Source organism: Corynebacterium sp. MSK044, assembly GCF_030232825.1.
Lineage (GTDB): Bacteria > Actinomycetota > Actinomycetes > Mycobacteriales > Mycobacteriaceae > Corynebacterium.
Map to the genome: position 1 here is coordinate 81905 of NZ_JASPJJ010000002.1, position 23350 is coordinate 105254.

A 23350-nucleotide genomic window follows, 5' to 3' on the forward strand; every position below is an offset into this window, starting at 1 on the left:
CCCTTGTTACTCCTGGGTCGTGTGGATTAGGGACAAAATCTCCACCCCGCTTCAGATGTAGAAGGGGAGTGGAGATAGCCGGGATCTTACAGCAGTAGGGCTTTAGTTCTCATCCTTGGTGTCACGGATTTCAGCGAACTTATCTGCATCGTCTCCCACCTGCTTCTGCAGCTGGAGCAGCCCGGTCCGCGCGTGCATGTGCTGCAACGTGGACACCAGGTTGTAGCGCTTGGGCGACAGAGCATTCAACGTCCAGGTGAACATGGACACGATGCGGTTGCGCTTGGACACCAGGAAGGATACGTGTACCAACAGCCACATGATCCAGCCCATGAAACCAGCGATTTCCACCTTGCCCATCTTCACCACAGCGTGGAAGCGGGACACGATAGCCATGGAGCCCTTGTCAAAGTACTCAAATGCCTCGCGCTCGTCCGGCTGCTGGTTCTGCTCAACACCGGCCTTAATGGCCTTCGCAGCGTACTCACCAGACTGGATAGCCACCTGGGCAAGACCCGGGAGGCGGTCAAGGTTCATCATGTCGCCGACGACGAAGACGTCCCGGTGATCACCAACGGACAGGTCCTTGTTTACCGGCACCTTGCCGGCACGGTCAACCTCGAGGCCAGCCTGCTCTGCCACCATCTTGCCCAGTGGGGAAGCAGCGACACCGGCGGACCAAATCTTGGTGTAAGACTCAATCGTGGTCTCTTCATCGGTGGTCATGTCCTTGTAGGTGACGGAATCCGCATCAAGGTTGGTCACCAGGGAGTTCAAGTACACGGTCACACCAAGACGCTCCAGCTCACGCTGAGCCTTCCTGCCCAGACGCTTGCCAAATGGTGGGAGGACCTGCGGAGCGCCGTCGAGAAGCACGATCTTTGCGCTCGACGGGCGGAAATTGGAGTACTCGTTGCGGAAGCTGCGGTGGGCAAGCTCTGCAACCTGGCCAGCAAGCTCGACACCCGTCGGCCCTGCACCCACGATGACGAAGGTGAGCAGACGCTCGCGCTCAGCCGGATCCTCGGTGACTTCAGCGCGCTCGAAAGCGGAAAGCAGACGTGCGCGAATCTCCAGTGCATGGTCAATGGTCTTCAGGCCCGGAGCGAATTCAGCAAAGTGGTCGTTGCCAAAGTAAGACTGGCCAGCACCGGCAGCAACGATGAGGGAGTCGTACTCGTAGACACGGGTGAATTGACCCTCGGTGAAGGTGACGGTCTTGTCTTTCAGGTTGATGTCCGTGACATCACCACGCACAACGTCCGTGTTCTTCTGCTTGCCCAGGATCTGGCGGGTGGATGTAGCAATCTCACCGCTGCCAAGGATGCCGGTGGCTACCTGGTACAGGAGCGGCGGGAAGAGGTGGAAGTTCGTGCGGCTAATGAGCGTCACGTCCACATCAGCGCCGTCCAGTTCACGCGCGGCAAAGAGCCCGCCGAAACCAGAGCCAATGATGACAACATGGTGGCGGTTTCCGGCCGGACGGTACGGTTTGTCGGACATGTAAAAAACTCCTTTAAGTTTTCTTCTTGAGCGCGTGGCTTGTTGCGAGCCTGTTTTAGCCTGGGTGAAGCCTTATAGGCAGATCCGTCATGTGATCATACGCCGGTTTGTTTTCTAAGCGCGCCGTGGCTCCGCATATGGGGCATCCCAAAGGTTTATCCTGAAGCACGTGCCCACTCATCCCGCTTATTCTGCTCACCTGGATTCTGTGGACGCCGAACGTTGGCCGTCCCTCGTATATATCCCTTCAGCTGCAGGAATGCGCATCCGTGCGAGAATGGCGGAAGCGAAATTTGCCCGCCATTGTGCCCAAGCAGGCCTTGACCTGTCGCCAGAGGGGGACCACGACCTCGTAGTGGATCATGCACAACTCTTTGAGCGCATCGCCGTTCGCGGATGGGTGGGGCTTGCAGAAGGGTACATGGCAGGCGAGTGGCGGACGGATACCTCCGCGGATCTGGTGAAGGTCATTCGGGGCCTGCTTTCCTCCGGGTATGCCCCGCGAACACCGCATATTAAGGAAGATCCGCACCTCGTCGGGGGAGAGGTTCCACCGGAACTCGTCGCACGCTACGCCGGGGATGGCATGAGCGCATTCGCGGGTCATTTTTCTACGGGCGTTCCCACTACGGAACGTATGAGCCATAAATCTTTCGTGCCGGCCGCTGGGCGTGGCAAGGAGCCCACGAATTACTTTGTAGACACAACACATTTCGCGCCACCTCTGGAAACGATGAAGCATGACCTCGGAGACGCCCAGACGCGCAGCGTGAGCATGCTTCTCGACGAAGCCGGGGTCCGCGCCGGCACCCAAGTCGCCGAGATTCCATGCTCTGGGGGCGCAGTGGCAATCGCGGCTGCGTCACGCCGCGCAACTGTCGATGCCGTGGTGACGGACCCGGCGGTGGTGCGAACGCTGCGAGAGCGTCTCACGCTCGCTGGGGTAGCGGATTCCGTTCACATCAGTGTGGCTGAAGACCTGTCACGCGCTTTGACACGCCGCGCGGGACGCTATGACGCGATCGTCTGCGCAGAGAACCTGGAGACCTTGCCTAAGCCGCATCAGCGTGCCCGCTTGGAACTGATGGATTCATTGCTATCGAAGAACGGCAGGGCAGTGATTCAATGCGTGACAGCCACAGAGAAGATCTCAGGGCCCGCCCGCGACGCCATGGAGTCTCTGCGCGCCTATATCTGGCCATCGTTGGAGTACAGCAATTCTGACGAGTTGAGGAAGATTGCCGATAAATACACCGGGTTGCGGGTAATCGGCGAAACACACGCTCCGGATCACCTGGCGTTGTCGCTCAAACACCAGCTGACCACATTCCAAGGCCAACTACGTGAAGCGGCGGCTGATGGGTTTGATGCGGTGTACCGGCGCCTATGGGTCTGGCAGCTCGCACTACGCCAAGCCATGGCTGAATTGGGAATGCTCGATGTTGTGCAATACACGCTGACGCACCGGCACAGGCGGGGAGTGCGCTAAAGGCTAGCCCGAAAGACTAAGAATCTTCCCCATCAAACCCTACTTGACATAATGTACATTATCGGACAAAAGGGGAAGAGATGGCGTTTAGCCTCGGCTAATCCTTCTTCACCAAGTTAAGGCGAATGTTGATCTCGCCTTCCTCAGCAATCTTGGCCGCGACGAAGTCTGGCGTCTCCACTCCGTAATCAAGACGGTTAAACGGAATGTCCGTATGGACAATGACGTGATCACCGGTACGCAACACCGTAAAGTCCTGAGTTACCTCATTAGTCACACCGCGAATAGTCAGGTCACCTGTTAGCTCCACCGTGCCCGTGGTTCCATCCTCTGGTAGCGCCGAAACATCCGCCGGCTGGGTGAGAACAAAATATGCTTCCGGGTACTTCTCCGTATAAAGGATCTTCCTACGCACATTAACGTCACGGCGGTCGCGGTCCGTGACGATATTGGTCATATCCACGGTTATCTCGCCGGCGGTCAAAGTTCCGGATTCGACGGTCATTTCACCACTCACAGCCGTCGTGGAGCCTGATGTTGTGCGAGCGTCACCCGGGAGCAACTCATCGAAGGTAAAGCCAGCCGAGGTGTAGTTCTTACCTTGGCGGCTGAGCACCTCCCACGTCCCATCCATGTCCGCTGTGGCGGGCTTGGCACCATCCGTGTCAATGGGCTCGGTTTTGATACCTGGCGTAGCCATCAGTGCCATCACCATAGGAATAATTGCGAGCAGCGCGAGAACAGTAACGGCAATAACACCACCAATGATGATTGGCTTGTTGTTGCGTTGCTTCTTTTCGCGGACAGTCTCGCCGTCACGCTCGATATCACTCATGTTCGCGCCTTCCTAAACGGACTTTAACGAATGTTTTCTAGCTTCTTAGCCATGGTAACCAGCTCAACGCACAAGGACTCAATCTCCTCAGCATCCGCACCCTCCTTGGCTGCCGTAGCAACATCTTCAGCTGCGCACCTCAGCTCAAAGAGTCGGTCGCGAATACCTTCTGCACGCTGGGGGTCAACCTCATGGCTTTCAAATGCTTCGAGGCTGTTGCGTGTCCGCGCTGGGATGCCTCGCCGCGCCTCATAGGCGCGTTGTTTGCACGAGTCACTGCAATATTTTCTGCGGCGCCCACGGCCTGGTGTTTGCGCAAATGGCCGACCGCACCATTCGCAGTCGGAGAGCACTTCCCCACTATCGTTATCCATAGCAACCAATATCGTAGCGTTACGAAATAAAAAATTTATCATTGGCGCGGAACAAACCGAGCCAAAGGCGCGTTATGCATATGAGTCGTTATACTCGTAGATCGCACGGCCTACACTCCAGGCCGAGACTTTTAATGAAGGGATTGGTAAAGCATGGCTGACCGGGTACTCCGTGGTAGTCGCATGGGCGCAGTGAGCTACGAAACGGACCGTGACCACGACCTAGCTCCCCGCAGGATGGCCAAGTACCGCACCCCATCGGGCGAGATCTTCGAGATCCCTTTTGCTGATGATGCCGAAATCCCCGAGGAATGGCCATGCAAGAACGGCCAGACCGGCACTCTCATGGAGGGCGAAGGCGTTGAATCCAAGCCTGTGAAGCCACCACGCACCCACTGGGACATGCTGTGTGAGCGCCGCACGCTCGACGAGCTCGATGAGCTGCTTGAGGAGCGCCTGGAGCAGCTGCGTAAGCGTCGCCGTGCTGCTGCTCGCCTGGCTAAGGAACAAGCAGAAAGCTAAACCGAACTGTCGGCGCGTGCCCGCACTCTGCATCGATAAGCAAATTACCCGGCCAGTTCAAGCTGACCGGGTATTCGCATGTATGCAGACTTTTAGTGGCGGTTGTTCACCAGACGCCCAACTTCGTACTTGAGCAGCTTCGTGCCTTCCTCTGCCATGTCCTTGGTCGTTGTAGCCATGCGCGAAAGCCTGCGCGGAATCTTGTTCACACCTAGCTCCCTGAGCTGGTACTTAGCCAGACGGCCCATCTCATGGCTGAGGTTGCTCAGCTGCGTGGAACGGCGCTCAAAGCCCCACTTGGATACTTCGATGAGAGAGTCCTTGGCAAAGCTGGCGTCCAGCTTGGATTCACCCAAAGTGCGGTCCGTGAAAGTGATGGGCACCTCACGCACGTCGAAGCCCTCCTGATCGGCCTTGTCGGCGATCTGAACCTGGAAGATGTAGCCCTTGCGGGAGAGCTCATCAAAGTCGATAGTCTCAAGAACTTCACGACGGAACGCGCGGTACCCCGCAGTCATATCCGCAACATCAGTACCCAGCGCAAGCGACACGTACATATTGCCAGCCTTGGACAGCAGATAACGGTTACGCGGCCAGTTCACAGCCTCACCGCCCTCCACGTAGCGGGAACCAATCACCAGGTCTGCACCCGCATCAATGGCGGCAAGAAGACGCGGGAACTCCTCCGGCGCGTGAGAGCCATCCGCATCCATTTGGCAGATGACCTGGTAATCACGCTCAAGGCCCCACTCGAAGCCAGCGACGTAGGCACCCAGCAGGCCAGTCTTTTCCTGGCGGTGCAGGACGTGCACGTGCTTGTCAGATGCTGCGATCTCATCAGCCTTGGCGCCGGTGCCGTCGGGAGAATTATCGTCAACAACAAGGATCTCCACCTCCGACGTTGCTTCACGCACACGTCCGATGATGAGCGGAAGGTTTTCCAACTCGTTGTAGGTGGGGATGATCACCAGCGTTGAGTCACTGGGTTTACCAGCCACGGTCTCTCCTTATTGTTGGTTACGGTGCAGCGCGGGCTGCTCGTCGGTCAACCTTGAAGCATACCCCCGCCGTGCCCGGAACAACGACGCGAGCATGATCACAAGCCCAAATCCCACCAGCAACCACTGAATAAGCTCGCCGTAACGTACTGCAAAGGTGACAGAATCGCGCAGCGGCAACTTCTCAATCAGATGCGCCGGTTCAAAGATCTCGGTGTGCTGTGACACGGAACCATCGGGGTGCACGATCGCGGACACACCTGACGTGGCAGCCACAACCACAGCGCGGTCCGTCTCAATCGCACGCAGCCGGCTCATTGCCAACTGCTGGTAAGTCATGTCCGTGAACCCGAAGGTGGCGTTGTTGGTCGGTGTGGTGAGGATCTGCGCACCTGCTTTGACGGCATCGCGGTAGGCCATGTCAAATGCGACTTCATAGCACGTGGCCACACCAACAACATGACCGCCCATGGTCACAGCGCCATTGCCTGTGCCGGGTTTGAAATCACCGGCCTGGTCCACGTATGGGGAGAAACGCCGGAAAAAATCCCGCATAGGCATCCATTCACCGAACGGCTGCAGATATTTCTTATGGTGCTTGTCCTCTGCCCCATCTACTGGGTCGAAGACCACCGCGGTGTTGCGGTCCCCGACGTTGTCTTTGGTCAATGTGCCCACGAGCACCGGCGCGCCAACGTCTGTGACGGCACCCATGATGAGATCACGTGCCTCCTCATCCCGGAATGGATTCACATCCGAAGCGTTCTCCGGCCAGAAAACAAGATCCGCATGAAGGTTCTGCGAGTGTAAGTCAGCTGCGAGCTCATGCGTACGCTGCACGTGGTTCTGCAAAACCGCACGGCGCTGCGCGTTGAAGTCAAGTCCTAGGCGCGGAACATTGCCCTGTACTGCTGCGACTGTGACCTCACCTGTCGTGTTCGCGTCCCTGTTCAGGTTCATGCCCGCAGCAGCACCCGCCATCAGCGGCACGATAGCCAGCGCCAAGGCAGCGACGGCCAGCGATCGTGACTGCGAGTGGCGTTGCCCCCAAGGGAGCAACACGAGGAGCGCCGTACCAACGGCACTCGCCACCATGACCGCCGCGAAGGTAATCAAGGCTGGGCCGCCTATCCAGGCCAGGTTGGCCAGCGGGCTATTGATCTGTCCCCATGCCAATCGCACCCAGGAGAAGCCCCCGAAGGGGAAGGAAGACAGCGCGTACTCCACCGCCACGTACACGAACGGGAAGCCGATGAATCCAAGGCGAGTACGCCCGAGCAGCGTGCCAAACACTCCGGTGACAATCGAGTACAGCGCGCAAAAAATAGACAATGCGACCCAGGGCAGAACGCCAACGAATTCCCCGACCCACGGCAGAAGCGGCAGATACAGGCTCAGTGCGTACACGAGTCCACTCAACGCACCGAGCTTCACGCTAGGCCCAGGGGCCTCACTCCAAGGCTGGAGAGCAGCCCACAGCAACGCAATGCCAACAATCCCTGCGAAGGCATGCCCATGCGGTTCAAAGGAGAAGTACGTGAGGCCACCGCCGAGGGCGGCGAGGGCAACACGCAAACATGCAATAACCACCGGGCGGGCCATTAGCGTGAATCCCCCGCTTCACCGAAGTCTTCGGGGCGGGCATCCTGGGACCACTGTTCAATCTCATCGTGGTCAATGAACGAGCCGTACGTGGGCGAATAACCGCTCATTGGTGAGGAGCTGTAAAACTTCACGCCAAAGTCCTCGATCTTCTTTTGCCAGCTACGAGCAAGCAAAGAGCGAATCAGCTCACGCGTAGGCCGGAATACGAGCAAGGCACCGCACAGCGAGGAGACATAGCCCGGAATCACGGATAAACCCCATCCAGCTGCGACAAGAGCTGTGCCACCGGCAAACTGGCCCATGGTCGACGTCCCCATTGATGCACGCTGGAGCTCTGAGCGCAGCGCCATGCTGGCAGCCACCGCGCCAAAAGCCATCAGGATGAACAAGCCGGCGAGCGCCCAGCCGACACCGACGAGCTTGCTCACTCCCCAGAATGCGAGCGCTTCGATCAGGACATAGATGGCAATAAAGGGCATGCGGTGAACACTACCGCAGACTAATTCTTTTGCAGGTTGCCAATCAGCCACGTCACGTCATCGTGCATCCAGATGAAGAATGGGATGAGGTGCTTGCCCACGTCGAAACGCAGCAGCGGGAACAGGCGGCGAGTCAGCAGATCGATACCCCATTCGTCGGCAAGCTTCTGCGTGGAGGAATACGGGATGATGTCATCATGCACACTTGCCCATAGCCGAGTGTGCACACGCGGCGGGCGCGACCCCAATCGCATCTTGTCCATCGCTTCACGGGTAGCCGGCAACGAGGCGATCACCTCAGGCAATGATCGCTTATCGACGATCCAGCTCGACGTATCCTGCCTCGCCGAATGCGGCATGGCCCCCAGCACGCAGCGGTTCCGGGCGAGTTCCAAGAGCTCCTTCGCCGAATCCGTTAGAAGCGGAGCGAGTTCCGCTTCGATCGCCGGCTCCGTCGCCATCATCCCATCGAGCGCGTAGGGCAGAACGAATGAGGCTGTCTCTGCTTCAACATGTTCCAGGATCGCGTCAAAGTCTGATGGCGGTGCACCACACACCGCCGCTTTCGGCTGCAGATCTCCCGCGTAGTCTGGCTCCTCCACTGCTGCAGCCACGGTGCCACCGCCCTGGGAAAACCCGAAGAGCCCCAGCGTCTCACTCTCGATGCCGAGGTGGCGGGCGGCCCGCACCGCATCATAAAGAGCATGCGCACCCGCGACATGGTTGCAGTAGAGCTGCCGGCCTGATTCCGGATCACGCGGGTAGTCCGTGACCACCACATGACATCCAGCAGCGACAAACATGTTGATCGCTGGCTGCTCGTAGGCCGAAATGATATCCAGAGGCAGTTTGAACGACGTGAACACCGACAGCGAATGTGAGGGATCGCAGTGCGCCGCCGTGCCTTGCGTGCCTGGTGCATGCGCAATGACAGGGCGTGGGCCTGTGCCCTCCCAGGGGTTATTCGAACGAATCACCAGCCCGGTAGCCAACAGCGGGCGGCCTTCCGCATCCGTCGTTGAGTATTCAATACGCCATGCGGCGCCCGAGTTCATCGATGAGTTCAGCCCCATCACGCGCACTTCATCAGCGCGGATGAGCTCACCATTCGTTTGTCCGGCAAGCCACTGCGGGTTGAGGTCGGGCGCTTTTGGGTTTCGCCGGGGTGTGAGGAAGTCCACCACGAGTGGGAGCAGAGTTCGGATGTACAACCCGTGCGTCCCCGTTTTACGAGTTTGCCACCACGCCGCGGTGGCAACAGCTCCTAGGGCACCTGCGATCACAGTGCGGGGAATAATGCGGTTCTTCTTCGTCGACATCGTTGGCTCCTTTAACCTCGGGTTCAACGTGGCATGTGCCGCCAGATGGGTCGAGGCACACACCGCATGATCCACGCCAGCAGTTGCAGCTGGCGCGGAATCCAGATGGTCCGACTGCCTTCCTTCCGTGCCGCCGCGACTACCGCATCAGCAACGTGGTCTGGTGTGACGGACATGGGCGCGGGCTTCATGCCCTCCGTCATGGAACCGATGACAAAGCCTGGCCGCGCGGTAATGAGCTTCAACGGACCACCATTCAATCGATCGGCCAATCCCTGGCAGAAGGCATCGAGCCCTGCCTTCGTCGAGCCGTACACATAATTCGCACGACGCGCCCGCCACCCGGCGATCGAAGAAAAGGCGAAGATCTCCCCCGATTTCATGACATCCGCGAGAACAGTGAGCATGCTCACCTGCGTGGTGTAGTCAATTGTGGCGATCTCCGCTGCATGAGACTCATCGTGCTCCGCACGCTCCTGGTCACCGAGAATGCCGAAAGCCACAATGGCCGTGGTGATCGGGCCCTTCGCACCAGCTTCTTCAACAACACTGCGGTGTGAGGCAAGGTCTGTCGCATCAAAGGTCAGTGCCCGTACATCAGTAGCACCCGCCTCACGCAGTTGCTTTTCGACGCCCCCGAATCCCTCCGGGTTCCTCCCCGCCAGCACAACCTTTCGTCCAGCACACATCCGGACGGCGATTTCACCCCCGATATCACTGGTGGCGCCGAGGAGAAGAAGCGTTCCGTCGTGTGAGCTGGCGTGGTGTGTCATGCCTGCCGATTATATGGATCAGTGACTTTCACCGAGTAGGTCTTTCGGCGCCAGGTTCAATGGGCGCGCCCCCTGGGCTTCCAGAACCACGATGTCCTCAATGCGCATGCCACACTGGCCGTCGACATAGATGCCCGGCTCAATGGAGAACACCATGCCCTCTTGCAGGACCGTGTCACTGCCGCTGACCAGGAATGGGGGCTCATGCAACGCCAATCCAATGCCATGTCCAAGCCGGTGTGAGAAGTTCACTCCATAGCCCGCCTGGTTGATGCGCCCACGCGCCACTGCGTCCAATTCGCCGGCGGTCATGCCGGGCCGAGCCGTGGATAATGCTTCCAACTGGGCTGCGCGGAGCTCCTCATAGGCAGCGAGGACAGCACGGTCTGGCATGGATTCCACGCCGTAGGTGCGGGTGCAGTCGGAGTGGTAACCGCTGGCCAGGGAACCACCAATATCCACCACAACGGGGTCCCCTGGTTCAAGAACGCGATCAGAGAAATCATGGTGCGGGTTGGCGCCGTTGGGGCCGGAACCCACGATGACAAAGTCGACGGTGGCGTGCTCTTTCAGAATGAGCTGATCAAGCTCATCAGCCACTTCACGCTCAGTCTTGCCAGCGACGAGCAATTCCGGCACAGCAGCGTGGACCGCGTCAATGGCATGCGCGGCCTGCTCCAGCTCGGCGATCTCCTCTGGTTCCTTGACAGCGAAGACGTCGCTCAATACATCGGCTGCGAGAACCGTCTCCCCTATCTCCCCCGCCATCTGCAAACGCAGAACATGGTCAGCGGTGAGTGAAGAACCAAGCGCAACCGGACCATCCGCAAGCAGATCCGCGATCCGTTCGTACGGTTCGTTTCCATCGCGCCAGGTCTCCACCACAACACCGGGGATGTTTCCAACCTCCGCCACTGCGGAGGCATCTGTCGCTGGCGCGAACAGACGGGCATAGCCAGAAGGTGGCACGACTAGAGCAGTGAGCCGCTCATGCGAAGTGGACCACGAGCCGGTGAGGTAGGCAAGCTCCGCGCCGGTGCCGATAATGGCACCACCCAGGGCTGAATCAGAAACTCTCTTCTGAAGCACTGCGATCCGTCGGGCGTAGGTATCAAGCATCATGCCCGCCATCGTAAAACGCAGACGAAAAAGAGGAAGAGTTAGTTGCCGATGGCCACCACACCACGACGAATCGCATCGACTGCCTTGCGTGCATTCTGCTTGATCTCCTCGGAGTAGCCGGTGCGCACGATCTGCTCCAGCAGATCGATGACCTGGCGGCACCAGCGCACAAAATCACCCGGGGTGAGCTCAGCACCCGATTCCGCGGCTGCCGCTAGCGCGTAGCCCAAAGGCGCGCCCGCGCACCACTGGTGGATGGATAGCGCAAAGCTGGGATCCGGAATATTGGTCAGTGGCAGACGATGCCGCTGCTCATCACTGGTCAGCTCCCCATGGATCCGGTTAGTTGCGTTCATAGCGTCAGCCATGCGGTCGGTCGCGGCCTCGGGGTACCCACCGGTTGTCTTACGGTTTTCAAACACGCACATGGAGGCGACGCCAGCGAGTTCGGCTGGGTCAAGCTCATCCCAGATCCCGCGCTTGAGGCACTGCGCCACGAGCAGATCAGACACGTTGTGAATACGAGCGAGGCGTTCGCCTTCCTCCGTCACCGTCGGCTCACCATCGATGATCTCCACGTAATCCATCTCCGTGAGCAGCCCGATAATGCGCTCGAAGGTCTTGCCCAAAGTGTCGGTCTGCGCGTTCACATTCGATTGGTTGGAGGCCAGGGCGCGCTCCTCGCGCACGATCTCTTCCCCGATGCGTGCCAAACGCTCACGTTCCGCTGGTGGCCAGGAGTGGACCGGGTGGCTGTGGATAGCGTCGCGAAGCTCAAGCATGCGTTTCGACGGCCTCACGCGTGCCTGCGTCTTCAGTTTCTTCGGTGCCTTGAATCGACCGCGGTTGAGCTCTTGCACAACCTTGCGCGTGTGCTTGCGCGGCTTATGCGCGATGTCGCGTGGCACCTTGATGGAACCGACGACAACTGGTGCGTTAGCAAAAGCAGCGGCGTCAATGCGCCCGGACCAGCCTCGTTCGGTGGTGATCCATGGTCGCGGATCGTCTTTCCGTCCGGCGGGAGCGACAACGGCAGCCAGTTCAGGTCGGCGTTTGGAGGGCAACGCGATGACATCGCCAATCTGCAGCCGGCCAAGCACGCGCTGGATCTCCTTGTTGCGCTCATTCAAAGAGTTCTTCTTGGAGCGCTTCTCCTCTTCCGAAAGATCCTTGCGCAAGCGGGTGTACTCGACGAGCTCGGCCACATAATCATCGCTTTCATCAAAACCGAGCTCCGCGAGTTCAGTGTTCAATGAGCTCCGGAGGGACTCAATTCGATTCTTCTTCCGCTCAATGTTGCGGACTTCACCGACGACACTGCGGTCAGTCTGGAACTGCGCAAACGACTTCTCAATCAGCCGGATCGAGGCCTCAAAGCCGTTCATTTGCAGCATGTTAATGGCCATGTTGTAACCCGGCGTGAACAGCGAAATGAGCGGGTACGTGCGCGTCGACGCAAGACCCGCCACCGCGCGCGGGTCCATCGCGGGTGACCACTGCACGACCGCGTTACCAATCGTGTCAATGCCACGACGGCCCGCACGACCGGTCAGCTGTGTGTACTGCCCCGGTGTCAGATCAACGTGTGCGTCACCATTGAACTTGACCAGCTTTTCCAGAACCACGGTTCGCGCCGGCATGTTGATGCCCAAAGCGAGGGTCTCCGTTGCAAAAACAACACGCACGAGACCTTGTACGAAGAGCTTTTCGACGATGTGTTTAAACGCCGGCAACAACCCCGCATGATGCGCAGCAAACCCCCTGGACCACGCGGTGCGCAGTTGGCGGAAGTTGAGAACCTCCAGGTCCTCCTCCGGGATTCCTTCGACACCTTCATCCGCGATCTGTTTGATCAGTTCTGCTTCCTCCGGGGTGGTGAGCTCCTTGCGGGAACGCAGGCACTGGAACAGCGCTCCATCGCAGCCAGCCCGGGAGAAAATGAACACGATGGCAGGCAGCATGTCGCGGCCTTTGAGGGATTCCACGACCTCCGGCCGGCCAACCGGGCGAACACGATCTTGGGTCCGTTGATAGCCACTACGTCCACCACCCGAACGGGAGCGGAAACCACGGCCCTCACGGAAATCATCGCGGCCTTCGTTGGCGGCGCCGGATTCCAAGCGCTCAATGGTGCGCTCTAGATCCTTGTTCACCTGGCCGTCCGTACCTGGTTCAAACAGTGGGAGAATCTTGCGCTGCACCATCATGAACTGATTGAGCGGCACGGGGCGCTTCTCCGAGACGATGACGGCAGTATCGCCACGCACCTCCCCCAGCCATTCACCGAATTCCTCGGAATTGGACACCGTTGCGGACAAGCCGATGATGCGCGCGGACTCGTCGAGGTTGAGGATGATCTCTTCCCACACCGCTCCCCTGTCACGGTCGGCGAGATAGTGGATCTCATCCATCACCACGTGGGAAAGACGATCCAACGCCGGGGATTCGGCATAGATCATGTTGCGCAGAACTTCGGTGGTCATGACCACGATCTCGGCCTTGCCGTTGATGCTTGTGTCACCGGTGAGAAGACCGACCGCATCTTCTCCATGTTCATCGATGAGGTCGTGGTACTTCTGGTTACTCAGCGCCTTAATCGGCGTGGTGTAGAAGCACTTTGTCCCACGGGAGAGGGCCAAAGACACTGCGAACTCACCGACCACGGTTTTGCCGGAGCCCGTCGGAGCACACACGAGTACGCCCCGATCATCTTCTACTGCTTGGCAGGCCTCCACCTGGAAATCATCGAGGGGGAAGCTTTTGGTGGCACGAAACTCGTCGAGATGCGAAGACAATGAGCCGGTTTCCATGTCCCCCACCCTACGTGGTGGTAGTTAGAGAACGTCGTCGAAGTAGCCCGGGGTGTCAGAGGCGTTGTTGATGCCTTCTGAACGCGTTGGTGGAGCAACCGGTGACGGGGCCTGCGGTGCGGGCGAAGCGTGTACAGCCCCCGACGGTCCACCGACAGACGTTGCGGCACCCACTGGTGTCGGCGCGGCGATGGGGCCCGATGCTTCATCGTCTGACAATTCGCCCCATTCATTCTTCTTGGCGCTGCGCTTGTCATGGATACGGCAGAACTGGAACGCCATCTCCACGAGGAAGCACAGCGACAGCGCCAGGACGATCATGGAGAACGGATCCTGGCCCGGTGTCATGAACGCAGCGAAAATGAACAGGATAACGATGATGATGCGGCGCTTGTCCTGCACCTGCTCGTACTGCAACAATCCGGCCAGGTTCAGCATGATGATGAGTAGGGGCACCTCGAAGCTCACGCCGAAGATGACGATGAGTGCGAGAACGAAGTTGTAGTACTCGCCACCGGACAGGGCACCGACTTGGTACTCACGACCGATGGACATGAGCACGTACAGGCCCTGGTCAACGATGAAGTACGCAAGCACTGCACCAGCAACGAAAAGAGTCACTGCAAAGGTGACAAAGGAGAGGGTCCAGCGACGCTCATCCTTGAGCAGGCCGGGGGTGATGAAGCCCCAGATCTGCAGGAGCCACACTGGTGAGGAAACCACGAGTCCCGCGAGGAAGCCAACCTTCAGGCGCAGCATGAACATCTCAAACGGGGAGGTCGCGATAAGGCGACACGAGCCATCCGAGGTGAGGTCAGCGCGCAACTCCACCGGCAACGAACAGTATGGCCGGCGAATGATTTCTCCCAGGGGCAAGATGTTGCCGGGTGCCCACTGGTACCACATGAACCCGAGCACGGTGCCCACAACGACGGCGGCTAAGGAGATCAGCACCCGGCGGCGCAGCTCCTGCAAGTGCTCAACGAGGGACATGGATCCCTCGGGGTTATTCCGCCTCCGCCGCCTCTTCTTCTGCGGGGATGCGGTGGGCTGAGAAGTCACGGGTTAATTAGCCGGATTAGTCCGCTGGTTCTCCGGGCGATCCCAGAAACCTTCCTCAGCAGAAGACTGTGCAGCCGTGTTTCCGGCGTTTCCACTGGTGAGCTCACGCGGCTGGGCCGGAGCTTGATTCTGGTTCTGGTCGGCAGATGCTTCGTCGTTCTGCATCTCCTTAACCTCGGACTTGAAGATGCGCGCGGAACGACCAACAGAACGGGCAAGGTCCGGTAGCTTTGCTGCACCGAAGAGCAGAAGGATGACAAAGACAATAAGGAGGATTTCCATCGCACCGAGGTTTGGCATCGGATTTCCTTTCACACAGTGGGGCGAACTATCCCGTCAAGCATAACGCTCAAGGCCAGCTTTTCCACGAGCGGCAAGCTCTTCGGCGATATGCGTTGGCTCGGTGACCGCCACACGGTCAGCCTGACTCAAGCAAAAACGCACAAGCCAGTCATCACTGCCGTACGGCATCGAGGCTACGACCCACCCTCGATCACGCTCGTCGTGGAGCTCAATCTGCCAGAAATCTGCCAGCCAGGTTGCTTCCGGGTGGATGCGCAGCGTGGCCACCTTGGCGGTGCCGAAGCCAAAAGGATCGGTCGCGTCGTATACCGGGCCGCCGGGGGTAGATGAGGCGGGCACGGGGGCGTCGATAAGCAATGCATCTTTAATGCGATCGACACGGAAGGTTTTCGCTGCGCCCTCCTCCACTGCGGAGAGGTACGTATTGCCATCGCGATGGAAGATGCCAACTGGGGCGACGGTGCGTTCGCGGGTTGTGTCGGATGTGGCTGAGTAGTAGTTCAGTCGCAGCATCCGACGCTGCGCCAGCGCTTCGGAAATCGTGCCCAATGCACCGGGGGTATCCGGGTGCTCAGCATCAGACACGCCCACATTGCTCATCACTTCACGGATCTTTTGGGCGGCCGAGGTCACCGCAGAGTGGTCAATGAGACCCGGCATTGTTTCCAGCGATTCGAGGGTGAGAAGCAAGGCGTTGGCCTCGGTGGGAGTCAAGCGCAAAGGCGCGTTCATGCCTTGGTCATCGATAACGGTGACACCCGTCCACTCAGGGGCGAGATCGATCAGTTCCTCGGGGCGCTTGCCCACCCCAGACAGCATGAGTCGCTGCAGATCGTCCATCACGTCCGTGTGCGAATACCCAAGGTCGCGGGCGATCTCCATCGGCGTCGTGTGCGGGTGCTTGTGCAGGTACGGAATGAGGTTGAGCGTGCGCACGAGGTGAGAGATTTTCTCCGGGCTGTCCTTCTTCGTCATTGCTCTTCGCCTCCTTGTGCAGCAGCGCGCAGCAATGCCACCACGCTGTCACGCACGTCCGCTGGCTCGTCGACGACCGCGTGTGGTGCGTAACTGGCCACGGTGCGCACGAGCCAATCGCGTTCAACACCTTTGAAGACGAGAGCGCCGTCAGCGCGGGTTACACCAGCGGCCGCGAGTTCAGTGCACGTGCCTGGCTCGATGGTTACCACCGCATCGACAACTGGACCACGCAGGGACTCCTCCACCACCTGTTGCAGCGGCTTGTCAGCTTCAGTGAAATCTGTGACCTGGACTTTGCGGATGTTGGATACGCGTACAGCACGGAAGCTGCGCGGTGCCTGGCGCTCCACATCAAAACCAACAACATAAGCGCGGTTGTTTAGTGCAACGATCCCCCACGGATCCATTGTCCGCGTTTGCACGTCCGCAGTGGGCGAAGGCCTGTAGTCAAAGCGCATTCTGGTTTTCGCACGCACGCACGCGGTAACAGCAGCCACAATGTCTGAGTCCAAGCGCGAAATATCGTTGTCTAAAGCTGCAATGGGAGCCTCATCAAACGTGCGCGTGGCACCAGCAGCGGCAATCTTGGTCCAACCGGAACGCGCGAAAGCACCAAGGCTCCCCTGCGTGCCGAGGTCTCCCGCTAGCCCAAGGACGAATGCTTCTTCATCGGTGAAGGAAATAGGTGGCAGCTCGTACGCGTCCTTGTTCACCCACACCAGGCCGTTTTCCGCACGCGCGGGCACGCCGGCACGCTTCAAAGATACGACATCGCGGGTGATCATGCGCTTGAACGCGACGTCCGTTCGATTCTCATACCCCTCAACGTTGCTGCGCACCCACTCGTACTCGCGGGGACGGTCGGAGCCCAGCAGCGCAAAGGTGAGATTGGTCAGACGTTGAATCGCGGCATCCGCGTTCGGGTGCACAGAGTTGGAAGGTTTAGCCACGAATTCCCCCTAGTGGCGCATCGAGTTCATCGGCGTGTTCACGCATATAGTCCAGCAAACCATCCACGCGGGAATCTGTCACCGCGAACGGATCCTGCAGGTCCACGGTCTGCGGCACGGGGCGATCAACCTTGAGGTGAACCCAGTCCACGGTGTGGTGGGCACCAAGCGCACGAGCCTCTTTGAGGAACACCGAACGCAAATGTGCACGCGTAGTCTCTGGAGCGGTATGCGCGGCGGCTGCAATTGCCTCATCGGTTGTCCACCGCTTGACCATGCCTTTGCGCTCCAGCAGGTAGAACAGGCCACGCTCGCGGTTGATGTCATGGTAAGCCAGATCGATCTGCGCCAGCTTTGGGTGGGACCAATCCCCGCCCAGGCGCGCACGATAACGCTCCAACAGGTTCCGCTTGATCACCCAGTCAATCTCAGTGCTGACAGGCTCAAAGTCTTGCTTTTCGACGGCCGTAAGCACCCGTCCCCACAGCTCAAGCACGCGGCGCAGCTCCTCAACTGGGGTGCCTTCATCAGGGCGCTGTTCCAGCCAGCGGGTTGCTGCCTCGTAGACGCCACGCTGAATCTCAAGGGCACTCACCGTGGAACCATCCTTGAGCACCAGTGGTGTCTGGCCAGTGGTATCCGCAGCGATTTCCTTGATGTGTTTGATCGGCTCAGCGACGTCGAAAGCCGGAATATCCCACTCGGCCTCGAGCATCTCAATGACCAATTGTGTGGAGCCGATCTTCAAAGCAAAGGAAGGTTCAGCCATGTTGGAATCACCCACGATGACGTGCATGCGGCGGAATCGGCGAGAATCTCCATGTGGTTCATCGCGGGTATTGATGATGGGGCGGGTACGCGTGGTAGCAGACGACACGCCCTCCCACACCTGATCGGCGCGCTGGGAGAGAACGAACTGACCGTTCTTGATCATGCCGGCACCGCACAGCAACTGTCGCGTGATCAGGAACGGCAGAAGGCGCTTACCAAAGTGCTTCAGCGAAAGTCCACGGCTGATCAGATAGTTCTCGTGGGTGCCGTAGGAGTTCCCTGCGGAATCCACATTGTTCTTGAACATGTAGATATCTCCTCCGATCCCCTCCTTCGCCAGAGTCTCCTCCGCTTGGGCAGCCAAGTCGTTGAACAGCAGTTCACCAGCCTTATCGTGGTTGAGTAGCTGGGTCAGCGAGTCACATTCCGCCGTGGCGTATTCCGGGTGCGCACCGACGTCGAGGTAGAGGCGTGCAGCATTCTCCGTGAACACATTCGTGCTCTTGTACTGAGCCACGACGGGTTTAAACAGGTAACGCGCGATCTCTTCAGGTCCGAGGACCGCGGAGCCATCGCGCATAGCGGTGAGTCCAAACTCGGTTTCCACGCCCATAATGCGGCGCGGGTAGACCACAGGATGATCAGCCACTACTGGCCACCTTTTTGCACGTAGGAACGCACAAATTCCTCAGCGTTGTTGTCCAGCAGCGAATCGATCTCATCCAACAGATCATCCGTGCCGGCAGTATTGATGGTGACCTGGCCGGCGTCCTGGGCGTCGCCCTCGTCCTCGGATCCACCAGAGTGCTTCGTAATGTGCTCTTGAGCCATGTCCTCTACCCTACTTCGCCTGTGTGCCAAGGACAGCGACGATGTCATCCGCTGTTTTGGCCGTGTCCAAAATGCGGGCCACGTCAGCCTTGGTGAATTTGTCCACCGCGGCAATCGAAATCGTCCGTGGCCCCTGTGTCGTATCAAATTGAATGGTTTGCCAGCTCGACGACAGCACATCTGCCCCGAACTTTGCAGCCACGCGGCCACGGAAGTAGGCACGCGAATCTTCCGGCGGATTCGCCGCTGCATGCGCGATCTCTTCCGCGCTGACGAGCGTGCGCATCCTGCCCGCCCGCACGAGCGCGTGATAGAGCGAGGTCTGCGGATCAATGTCCGCGTACTGCAAGTCCACGGCCTTCAACTTCGCATCGCCCAAGCCCACTCCGCGTTGGATGAACCCATTGATCAGCGTGTACTTCGCCGCCCAATCAAGCCGATCCGCCGTGCTCAGCGGCTCGCGCTCCAGATCATCGAGGATCTCGCCCCACAAGGCATGCACTTGCTTATCCGCGTCCGTTTCCGCCACCACATGATCCCGATACGCCCGCTGGAGGGCAATGGCGGTGGTGGATGAGCCGTCGATTAGCGTCAATTCGTGCGTGAAGTTCAAGTCCCGCGAGACTGCCTTGAGTTCTGCAACCGGGTCATTAAGGCGCAGATCGCTGAAGTCAACGCCCTGTTCAATCGCATCAAGCACGAGTTTCGTGGTGCCGAGCTTGAGCAGATTCGCGTACTGCGACATGTTCGCATCGCCCACGATGACGTGGAGGCGCCCAAATTGCGTGGCATCTGCGTGGGGCTCATCGCGGGTGTTGATGATGCCGCGGTTAAGAGTGGTTTCCAGCGAGACCTCCTGGAAGAAATAATCTGCACGCTGGGAGATCTGAAAACCATCCTCCTCCCCGGCTTCCCCCAAACCCATGCGGCCCGCGCCGGTGAAGATCTGGCGGGTAACAAAGAACGGGATAAGGCCCTGCGTGATCGCATCGAACGGCGTTGAACGCGAGTACTGGTAATTCTCGTGCGAGCCGTAGGATGCGCCCTTGCCGTCAACGTTGTTCTTGTACAGCTTCACCGGTGGGCACGGATCGTGCCCATGAAGGACGGAGACTCCTTCTTCGTAGAGCTCTTGCACGCGCGCGGCTGCTTGGCCCAGAACGATGTCGCCGGCCGCGTCATAGACCATCGCACTGAACGCATCGGAGACTTCCGGGCTTGAGTACTCCGGATGGGCGTGGTCGACGTAAAATCGCGCCCCGTTTTCAGTGACCACATTGGCCACACCCAGCGCATCCGGCGCGACGATGGGAACCGTTTGGTAGCGCTTCAGGTCAAACCCGCGCGAATCCTTCAGCGGGTGTTCATCCTGGTAATCCCAGCGGGCACGAGCCGCCGTGTGCATCGCCGCATACGCCACCACCAAGTGGGTGGAGCTGACAATCGGACTCAAACCCGGCTGGGCGGGGGTGGTGATGCCGTATTCGGTCTCTGTACCCATGAAACGCGTCATGAGAGTTCAGCTTAATAGCCGCCTATCTGTTGAGAGATTCCAGTGCAGCTGGGCTACCGCCAGCGATGATGATGTCGGAGGGCGCGAGCACCGTCCCATTGACCATCGGCATGACATCGCCGTTGTCGTGTTTCATCGCGATGATCTGCACGCGGTGCTTCCGCCAGATCTCCTCCAGGTCCAAGGCAAAGCCGGTAAAAGCATGGGGTGCACTCATCGAGGTCACGCAGTAACCCGGAGTGACCTCGGCGAATTCCCGGAACTTGCCGCCAAGCAGGTGCGCTACACGGCGTCCGGTGTCTCGCTCTGGGTGCACAACGTGGTGTACGCCCAGTTGGCTCAGGATCCGGCCGTGCGGCTCTGAACTCGCCTTCGCCCAAATATCCGGAACACCAGCATCAAGCAGGTGCGAAACCGTGAGGATGGATGCTTCCAGCTGGCTACCCACAGAAACCACGACACACTCAATGTCATCCAGGCCCAGCTGCTCTAGTGCTTCCGGGTCTGTTGTATCTGCCACCACAGCATCGGTGAGGTACGGCGCGTGCTCCTTGACCACGCGACTATCTGCATCGACACCGAGGACTTCCACGCCGTTGGCTGTGAGCTCCGAGGCGAGAGAGATACCAAAGCGACCGAGGCCGATCACCATGACCGGTGGAATGTTAATGCGTCCATGGGAGCGGTGGAACGCGCGAATCTGCTTAGCCAATGAAGGGCCTTTCTTCCGGGTAGCTGTAATGACGATTCAACGTCGATGCGGCTAGCGCTGCAATGAATGTGACAGAGCCAATGCGACCGAGGTACATGATGAAGCACAGCACAATCTGCGACGGTGCGGACAGCAACGCAGTGATACCAGTGGACAAACCAGCCGTGCCGAAGGCGGAGAGCACTTCAAACACCACCTGGTCACCGGTGAACTCCGGGTCAAAGACTCGCACAGCACCAACACCGAGAATGACAACAGCAAAACCGGCACATGCTAGAGCGAGTGCCTGCCGGGTGGCTGACTCCGGCAACGTCCGTTTACCCACGGTTGTTTCTTCCCGGCCGCGGAACTCTGAAGCCATGGCAGCCAACAGCACGACGGCCGTGGTGATCTTGATACCGCCCGCGGTACCAGCTGAGCCACCACCAATGAACATGAGCAGGTCCGTGCCCATGAGCGTGATGGGGTGTGCATCCCCAAAATCAATGGAATTGAACCCGGCCGTCCGCGGTGACGCGCCGGAGAAAAACGCATTGAGCAGCTTCTGCCACACGGGCATGTCATCCAGCTGGCCTTCCCATTCCGTACAGGCAATCAACACGGTGCCGGCGAGAAGGAGAAAGCCCGTTGCTGCGAACGTCATCCGCGCCGTCAACGACATGCGGCGAGCGCGCGATGTCCGGTGCCGAACCCGTGATGCTATTTCGGACCACACGGGATAGCCCAAACCGCCGGCGATAAACCCGACAGCAATGGGGAGCAAGATCCAGGCATCCGCGGCAAAGGGAACAAGATTGTCGCTCTCCGTACTAAATCCCGCATTGTTGAATGCTGAAATCGCATGGAAGATGCCTTCCCACGCTGCGCGACCAGACGAATGGTTATAGCCCCACGCAAAGCGCAGGCCGAGGACCAGCGCTATGAGAACCTCCGCAGCCAAGGTAAACAGCACCGTGAAGATCAAGGTGCGCCGCAAACCAGCACCGGACATCGGTCGCCCTTCAGCAGCCCCCGTGCGCCGCGCTTTCAAACTGACCTTGCCTGTCACAACCAGACCAGACAAGGCCGCCAAGGACATGATGCCCAAGCCACCAAGCTGGATGAGCACGATGATCACGCCCTGGCCAAAACCAGTCCAATACGTTCCCGTGTCTTCAACGATGAGACCAGTCAAGGTCACCGCAGAAGTTGCGGTAAACAGCGCCGGCATAAAGGGCGTCCACGTGTCCCCCACAGCGGACACCGGCAGCATCAGCAGCAGCGTGCCCACAAAGATGAGCAACAGGAAGCCCACCGCCGTCATGCGCGCCGGGCTATTCAGCCCGAACGATGGTATAAGTTTCACGAGCGCACAGCCTACTCCTGTAGACCATGCGCTCGTGTGCTTTTCGAGCTATCCCGGGATTTGCTTTTAACGCGTTTTCCGAGCTTTCTGTAGTTGCTTTCACCTGGTTTACTGCCCAAAACATGCTGCTTCGGTCTCAACAGGGGCGACATACCCAAGCGTGACATGTGGCTGTTATTCATTCCGCAAGCTCCTCTACTAGAAGGTTACGATCCTCACTTTCAGATAGTCGCCAAGGTGTCGGCATTCCAAGCGACGAGCCGCAAAACATCACTAGAAGGAAAACTGTTGCGACCGGCTATTTGGTAGCAGTGTCGTGACTATCCGGTAGCGCTTCAGTGAGCATCCGGTAGCGGCTCAAATTGCATGGGGTGATGGTTCCTGTATCCGCTTTATTCGGGTGCGGCACGTTCCGGATGGAGTCCGCTGCTGAAATTGGAGCTATACCGCGGAAGCCTCCACGGCCGCCCCCGACTCTTCGCCACTAAATTGAACAAGGCGCGGTTGCAGTTCATCTCGCTTCAGGAGCGGCCCAAGCCCATCCTTGATACCTGTCGATTCGGGGTAGTTGGTACCGCGATTCCGCGTAGCTGGTACCGGTGTTCCGCGTACTCGGTACTGCAGGGCGCTTTCATAGTTGATGCTGGAAGTACCGTGTTTCGGTGATGCTGTGGCAGCTCCAACCCGTTATACGAAGGAAATGCCTGGAGCCCTACTCGCGGACTGCACCGCTGTCTCGATTCCAGGCCGTCAACAGTGGTAGTGGGGTTTCTGGCGAGCCCGAGCCGAGCCCCCTGGGCACCGAAGACACACTGAACCGTTGCGGGCAATCGCGAATAACGCTGACGGAGAGCCGGCTGCAACATAGCGGACACCGAACCCGCATAGAAGTCTTCACCATGTGCAAGGACACCCCCAGTGGCCTGCTCGAACGAGTAATGCCTGCAGCCGGGGCCATACAGTCGGCCCGGCTCTGCTGTCCAGGTACCAACTACTCGGAACGCGGCAGTACCGAGCCCTCGGAGCGCCGGTATCAAACCCGCCCTTGACAACGCC

At 59.0% G+C, this 23350-nt stretch carries 21 protein-coding genes; 2 read left to right on the forward strand and 19 right to left on the reverse strand.

The genetic code is table 11. The features are described 5' to 3' along the window. Window positions 1–102: 102 nt before the first annotated feature. Window positions 103–1503 (reverse strand): NAD(P)/FAD-dependent oxidoreductase, encoded by a 1401-nt coding sequence (locus QP994_RS01925; protein WP_284865179.1) that lies wholly within the window; start codon window positions 1501–1503, stop codon window positions 103–105. 169 nt (window positions 1504–1672) lie between these two features. On the opposite strand from QP994_RS01925, the gene QP994_RS01930 reads away from it, so the two are divergent. Beyond that, the gene (locus tag QP994_RS01930) at window positions 1673–2992 is read left to right on the forward strand and encodes an SAM-dependent methyltransferase (protein ID WP_284865181.1); all 1320 of its coding nucleotides are present in this window, start codon (window positions 1673–1675) and stop codon (window positions 2990–2992) included. A 97-nt stretch (window positions 2993–3089) separates the two neighbouring features. Here the strand turns inward: QP994_RS01930 and QP994_RS01935 are convergent, their stop codons facing one another. Together QP994_RS01935 and QP994_RS01940 are read right to left on the reverse strand one after the other, a co-directional pair. After that, window positions 3090–3827, reverse strand: a complete 738-nt coding sequence (locus tag QP994_RS01935; protein WP_284865182.1) for a YceI family protein — start codon at window positions 3825–3827, stop codon at window positions 3090–3092. Between the two features lie 23 nt (window positions 3828–3850). Continuing rightward, on the reverse strand, window positions 3851–4201 hold the full coding sequence (locus QP994_RS01940) for a hypothetical protein (protein ID WP_284854852.1): 351 nt from the start codon (window positions 4199–4201) through the stop codon (window positions 3851–3853). A gap of 153 nt (window positions 4202–4354) precedes the next feature. Between QP994_RS01940 and QP994_RS01945 the strand changes: the two genes are divergently transcribed. Further along, entirely contained in the window at window positions 4355–4723 is a 369-nt protein-coding gene (locus QP994_RS01945) for an RNA polymerase-binding protein RbpA (RefSeq protein ID WP_284854851.1), read from the forward strand. A 92-nt stretch (window positions 4724–4815) separates the two neighbouring features. On the opposite strand, the gene QP994_RS01950 is transcribed toward QP994_RS01945, so the two are convergent. From QP994_RS01950 to QP994_RS02025, 16 genes are all read right to left on the reverse strand, one after another. Next, window positions 4816–5721 (reverse strand): polyprenol monophosphomannose synthase, encoded by a 906-nt coding sequence (locus tag QP994_RS01950; protein ID WP_284865184.1) that lies wholly within the window; start codon window positions 5719–5721, stop codon window positions 4816–4818. A gap of 9 nt (window positions 5722–5730) precedes the next feature. Further along, window positions 5731–7323: an apolipoprotein N-acyltransferase gene (lnt, locus tag QP994_RS01955; protein ID WP_284865186.1), complete on the reverse strand. Its 1593-nt coding sequence runs from the start codon at window positions 7321–7323 to the stop codon at window positions 5731–5733. Then, on the reverse strand, window positions 7323–7805 hold the full coding sequence (locus tag QP994_RS01960; RefSeq protein WP_284854848.1) for an FxsA family protein: 483 nt from the start codon (window positions 7803–7805) through the stop codon (window positions 7323–7325). The genes lnt and QP994_RS01960 overlap by 1 nt, the downstream gene beginning before the upstream one ends. 20 nt (window positions 7806–7825) lie before the next feature. After that, complete coding sequence (locus tag QP994_RS01965) at window positions 7826–9124, reverse strand: lipase family protein (protein WP_284865187.1); 1299 nt, start codon at window positions 9122–9124, stop codon at window positions 7826–7828. Window positions 9125–9147: 23 nt separating this feature from the next. Beyond that, window positions 9148–9897, reverse strand: a complete 750-nt coding sequence (locus QP994_RS01970; RefSeq protein WP_284854846.1) for an SDR family oxidoreductase — start codon at window positions 9895–9897, stop codon at window positions 9148–9150. 18 nt (window positions 9898–9915) lie between these two features. Continuing rightward, window positions 9916–11019 carry a M24 family metallopeptidase gene (locus tag QP994_RS01975; protein ID WP_350338193.1) on the reverse strand — a complete coding sequence of 368 codons (1104 nt, stop codon included), beginning with the start codon at window positions 11017–11019 and terminating at the stop codon, window positions 9916–9918. A 38-nt stretch (window positions 11020–11057) separates the two neighbouring features. Further along, window positions 11058–13829 carry a DEAD/DEAH box helicase gene (locus tag QP994_RS01980; RefSeq protein ID WP_284865188.1) on the reverse strand — a complete coding sequence of 924 codons (2772 nt, stop codon included), beginning with the start codon at window positions 13827–13829 and terminating at the stop codon, window positions 11058–11060. 24 nt (window positions 13830–13853) lie between these two features. Next, window positions 13854–14822 carry a twin-arginine translocase subunit TatC gene (gene tatC / locus QP994_RS01985; protein ID WP_284865292.1) on the reverse strand — a complete coding sequence of 323 codons (969 nt, stop codon included), beginning with the start codon at window positions 14820–14822 and terminating at the stop codon, window positions 13854–13856. A gap of 72 nt (window positions 14823–14894) precedes the next feature. Continuing rightward, window positions 14895–15191 carry a Sec-independent protein translocase subunit TatA gene (gene tatA, locus QP994_RS01990; RefSeq protein ID WP_284865190.1) on the reverse strand — a complete coding sequence of 99 codons (297 nt, stop codon included), beginning with the start codon at window positions 15189–15191 and terminating at the stop codon, window positions 14895–14897. A 36-nt stretch (window positions 15192–15227) separates the two neighbouring features. After that, on the reverse strand, window positions 15228–16169 hold the full coding sequence (locus tag QP994_RS01995; RefSeq protein ID WP_284865191.1) for a helix-turn-helix transcriptional regulator: 942 nt from the start codon (window positions 16167–16169) through the stop codon (window positions 15228–15230). Then, window positions 16166–17122, reverse strand: a complete 957-nt coding sequence (locus QP994_RS02000; RefSeq protein ID WP_284865193.1) for a helix-turn-helix transcriptional regulator — start codon at window positions 17120–17122, stop codon at window positions 16166–16168. Before QP994_RS02000 ends, QP994_RS01995 begins: the two co-directional genes overlap by 4 nt. Then, a complete protein-coding gene (gene pafA / locus QP994_RS02005; protein ID WP_284865293.1) occupies window positions 17115–18506 on the reverse strand; it encodes a Pup--protein ligase in 1392 nt (463 codons plus the stop codon). Before pafA ends, QP994_RS02000 begins: the two co-directional genes overlap by 8 nt. A gap of 35 nt (window positions 18507–18541) precedes the next feature. Continuing rightward, a complete protein-coding gene (locus QP994_RS02010; protein WP_284865194.1) occupies window positions 18542–18724 on the reverse strand; it encodes a ubiquitin-like protein Pup in 183 nt (60 codons plus the stop codon). A 10-nt stretch (window positions 18725–18734) separates the two neighbouring features. Then, entirely contained in the window at window positions 18735–20237 is a 1503-nt protein-coding gene (dop, locus tag QP994_RS02015; RefSeq protein WP_284865195.1) for a depupylase/deamidase Dop, read from the reverse strand. A gap of 22 nt (window positions 20238–20259) precedes the next feature. After that, window positions 20260–20949, reverse strand: coding sequence for a potassium channel family protein (locus QP994_RS02020; RefSeq protein ID WP_284854839.1), 690 nt, complete (start codon window positions 20947–20949; stop codon window positions 20260–20262). Continuing rightward, on the reverse strand, window positions 20942–22252 hold the full coding sequence (locus QP994_RS02025; RefSeq protein ID WP_284865294.1) for a TrkH family potassium uptake protein: 1311 nt from the start codon (window positions 22250–22252) through the stop codon (window positions 20942–20944). The genes QP994_RS02020 and QP994_RS02025 overlap by 8 nt, the downstream gene beginning before the upstream one ends. Window positions 22253–23350: the final 1098 nt, after the last annotated feature.

Coding starts and splice junctions, on each gene's coding strand:
- QP994_RS01925 (WP_284865179.1), bottom strand. CDS start 1,503: ATGTCCGACAAACCGTACCGTCCGGCCGGAAACCGCCACCATGTTGTC.
- QP994_RS01975 (WP_350338193.1), bottom strand. CDS start 11,019: ATGATGCTTGATACCTACGCCCGACGGATCGCAGTGCTTCAGAAGAGA.
- QP994_RS01935 (WP_284865182.1), bottom strand. CDS start 3,827: ATGAGTGATATCGAGCGTGACGGCGAGACTGTCCGCGAAAAGAAGCAA.
- QP994_RS01960 (WP_284854848.1), bottom strand. CDS start 7,805: ATGCCCTTTATTGCCATCTATGTCCTGATCGAAGCGCTCGCATTCTGG.
- dop (WP_284865195.1), bottom strand. CDS start 20,237: ATGACGCGTTTCATGGGTACAGAGACCGAATACGGCATCACCACCCCC.
- QP994_RS02010 (WP_284865194.1), bottom strand. CDS start 18,724: ATGGCTCAAGAGCACATTACGAAGCACTCTGGTGGATCCGAGGACGAG.
- QP994_RS01945 (WP_284854851.1), top strand. CDS start 4,355: ATGGCTGACCGGGTACTCCGTGGTAGTCGCATGGGCGCAGTGAGCTAC.
- QP994_RS01940 (WP_284854852.1), bottom strand. CDS start 4,201: ATGGATAACGATAGTGGGGAAGTGCTCTCCGACTGCGAATGGTGCGGT.
- QP994_RS01980 (WP_284865188.1), bottom strand. CDS start 13,829: ATGGAAACCGGCTCATTGTCTTCGCATCTCGACGAGTTTCGTGCCACC.
- QP994_RS01995 (WP_284865191.1), bottom strand. CDS start 16,169: ATGACGAAGAAGGACAGCCCGGAGAAAATCTCTCACCTCGTGCGCACG.
- QP994_RS02025 (WP_284865294.1), bottom strand. CDS start 22,252: ATGACGGCGGTGGGCTTCCTGTTGCTCATCTTTGTGGGCACGCTGCTG.
- tatA (WP_284865190.1), bottom strand. CDS start 15,191: ATGCCAAACCTCGGTGCGATGGAAATCCTCCTTATTGTCTTTGTCATC.
- pafA (WP_284865293.1), bottom strand. CDS start 18,506: ATGGGCGTGGAAACCGAGTTTGGACTCACCGCTATGCGCGATGGCTCC.
- QP994_RS01965 (WP_284865187.1), bottom strand. CDS start 9,124: ATGTCGACGAAGAAGAACCGCATTATTCCCCGCACTGTGATCGCAGGT.
- tatC (WP_284865292.1), bottom strand. CDS start 14,822: ATGTCCCTCGTTGAGCACTTGCAGGAGCTGCGCCGCCGGGTGCTGATC.
- QP994_RS01970 (WP_284854846.1), bottom strand. CDS start 9,897: ATGACACACCACGCCAGCTCACACGACGGAACGCTTCTTCTCCTCGGC.
- lnt (WP_284865186.1), bottom strand. CDS start 7,323: ATGGCCCGCCCGGTGGTTATTGCATGTTTGCGTGTTGCCCTCGCCGCC.